At 58.1% G+C, this 2,398-nt stretch carries 4 protein-coding genes; all 4 read right to left on the minus strand.

The window, feature by feature from the left end:
* A partial coding sequence (locus AC1D0P_RS24705; protein ID WP_477679148.1) for an SRPBCC family protein occupies nt 1–336 on the minus strand: 336 nt, incomplete at its 3' end.
* Nucleotides 337–572: 236 nt separating this feature from the next.
* Nucleotides 573–1,487 carry a helix-turn-helix domain-containing protein gene (locus AC1D0P_RS24710; RefSeq protein WP_477679149.1) on the minus strand — a complete coding sequence of 305 codons (915 nt, stop codon included), beginning with the start codon at nt 1,485–1,487 and terminating at the stop codon, nt 573–575.
* A gap of 31 nt (nt 1,488–1,518) precedes the next feature.
* The gene (locus AC1D0P_RS24715; RefSeq protein WP_477679150.1) at nt 1,519–1,893 is read right to left on the minus strand and encodes a hypothetical protein; all 375 of its coding nucleotides are present in this window, start codon (nt 1,891–1,893) and stop codon (nt 1,519–1,521) included.
* Nucleotides 1,890–2,398: hypothetical protein (locus tag AC1D0P_RS24720; protein WP_477679151.1), on the minus strand; the 509-nt coding region annotated here is incomplete at its 5' end. The genes AC1D0P_RS24720 and AC1D0P_RS24715, both read right to left, overlap by 4 nt.

Raw genomic sequence — 2,398 nt, forward strand, 5'->3', positions numbered from 1 at the left:
GAGCATGCGCCATGTAACGCGACAGGAATCAGCGCCCCTTGCCTGAAATAGCATTTCCATTCTGGGCATCAAAGGCGAGAACTCGCCCTCTGTAATCAACACCTTGTTGGATTGGGCCTCTTGAACGCTGATTTTGATTTTTCTCTTGCCTCTGAGAGGGAGGGTGACTGTTTCCAGATATTCCTTGCCGCGCTGGGCGTGCTCAAGCGTGTTGGCTGACTCTATGAATAAAACACCCGGAAACCACTCGGCAAAATGCTCAAGATTTGTCGCGTATTGATACGTGGCCTCGGCCGATCTGGCAATGGTTACGGTCTGTTCAGTGAGTAGCTGCAATGCAATTCCAATTTTTCAAACCTATCGGGAGCCAACGCTGCTGCCCCACCCAACACAGCCGCAGAAGGAGGCATGACCGAACACCTTTATTCGCGGGGCAAACAAAAGCCTCGAATGTTACGGGGGTACGGGGATGCAGTCTTGAATCAAAACGACATTTCCGGTGAATCCAGTGGAGCTGGGTGCAACAGGAATTTCGGGCACAGATACACACCTGCGGGCGGGGTCCGGAGCGATCACCGCAGCTTCAGTGCCTGCCTCAAGCGGTAAGGCCAATAGGATTCCTGGGTTTCAATGGCGCGTTGCAGATCCGTTGGATTCAGTCCCGAGTAGCGTTTCACTTCCCGGCTCAAGTGCGCCTGGTCGGAGAACCCCATGGCAAGGGCGACATCCACCAAAGACCGGCCTCCAAACGCGTTGGAGCCGTGTCCCCGCGCCAATGTCGACTCCATGCGTACCAGCCCACGGATCGCACGCATGGGAAGTCCCAATTGCCCTTTAATGAGCCGCTCTCGCTGGCGCGTGCTTTGCCCCAGGGTTGAAGCGGAGGCACGCAGCGCCACCGCATCAACCCAGTCGTTGAACAAGGACAGGCCGTCCGGTGGCGTTGCCGCCGGCTGCGGGGAACGCACGGGCATCCAGCGAGGCGTTAAAAATGCTTCAATGATTTGAATGCGTTCCAGGTCATCACCGGCGTTCAGGACGGCAATCGCCATCTGCTGCCAGTCCTTGCCGAGCACGGTTTGTAAATTCCTGGCCTGATCCAGCAAACCGGCCACATTCAAATGTGTCAGTGCATGAAAGGCATCCGGAAAAATAGTCAATGAAAATCCAACAGCGGGGCCGTGGTTTTTCCAGACGCTGGGTTGCGTGCGGGGGCCGCGCAAGACAACCCGCCTTGACGACGGGGGCCAGTCGTCAACACCGATCTGCATTGATGATCGTCCACCGCGAATCAACCAGACAATACTGACCAGCGGAGATACCGGCAAATGGCTGAAGCTTTGTTTGGGACTCAGTTGGGCGTCCAGGGTGTCGCGCACCACATACGCACACACGCAATCCRCCAGCAAGGGCGAAGGCAGGAATAGCGACGTGCGCGTGCCGGGGTGTATTGCCCCGTCATCCACATCAAGAGGGTTTATTGCCATGTTCTGCATTCAACAACGAGGCGATCACCGCCTACAGTCCCCAGGAAAAACGGCCCGCGACCGGCTTCCCCTGAATCTGCAATATACCGGCGTCATTTCTGACGCTGAGGAAAAAATCCCCTGGCAGATGCGGATCTCCAGGATTGGTGAATCGGAGCAGCAACACCTTCTGCGTAGTGTCAAAGGCCTCGACCTTGAGGTGGCGCACAGGAATCTCCACGCTACGGGTGCTCCCAGGCATGGCAATGCTGAGGCCGGCAATGGACGGCCGGCTGTCGCCACCCACGACGATGTCCAGAAGATAGCCCTCGGCTTCGAATGAAACGGAGCTGGTGGCCAGTGCGGTGGCGCACGCGCTGATCGCTACGGCTGCTGCAATGAGGCGACGCCGCGCAAGCCCGGTCATGGCGATATCCCGTTCCTGGGCCCCTCAAGCGACGAGGCGTTGGCATCAGAAATCATCTTGCGAAAGCAAAGCCCAAGCAACAAGCCAAGCACCCCACCGACCAGGACGACAGAGCCAATCAGGGAAAGCCCGTGAAGCATGGGTGTCCCTAGGGTGCACAGAAAAAACGCGAGCGCCGATATTAAACTCGCCGTGCTGAAACAGATCGCAAAACGCGCCACCGGCAAGCGATAGGAGTGCGGGTAGTCACGGCCGACGAGATGGAGTATTTTCCAGGTGGCCACGGCCGCAAGCAAGGTCGACCCGATGGTGGCGAGCCAGACACCTCCCGCCAACGCCATCACCCACCACCAGAAGGCCAGAAAGATCGCGTTCCCAAGGCCCGAGGCCAATTGGGTTGCGCTCGGCCATCCCCAAGAGATCGCGCCGGAAGAAAATGCCTCGAGCGCCGTGAGGCAGGGCATCCACAGCAAGGGCCCGATACCCAGAAAGCACGCTGCAACGA

The organism is Polaromonas sp. P1_G2, from assembly GCF_056405515.1.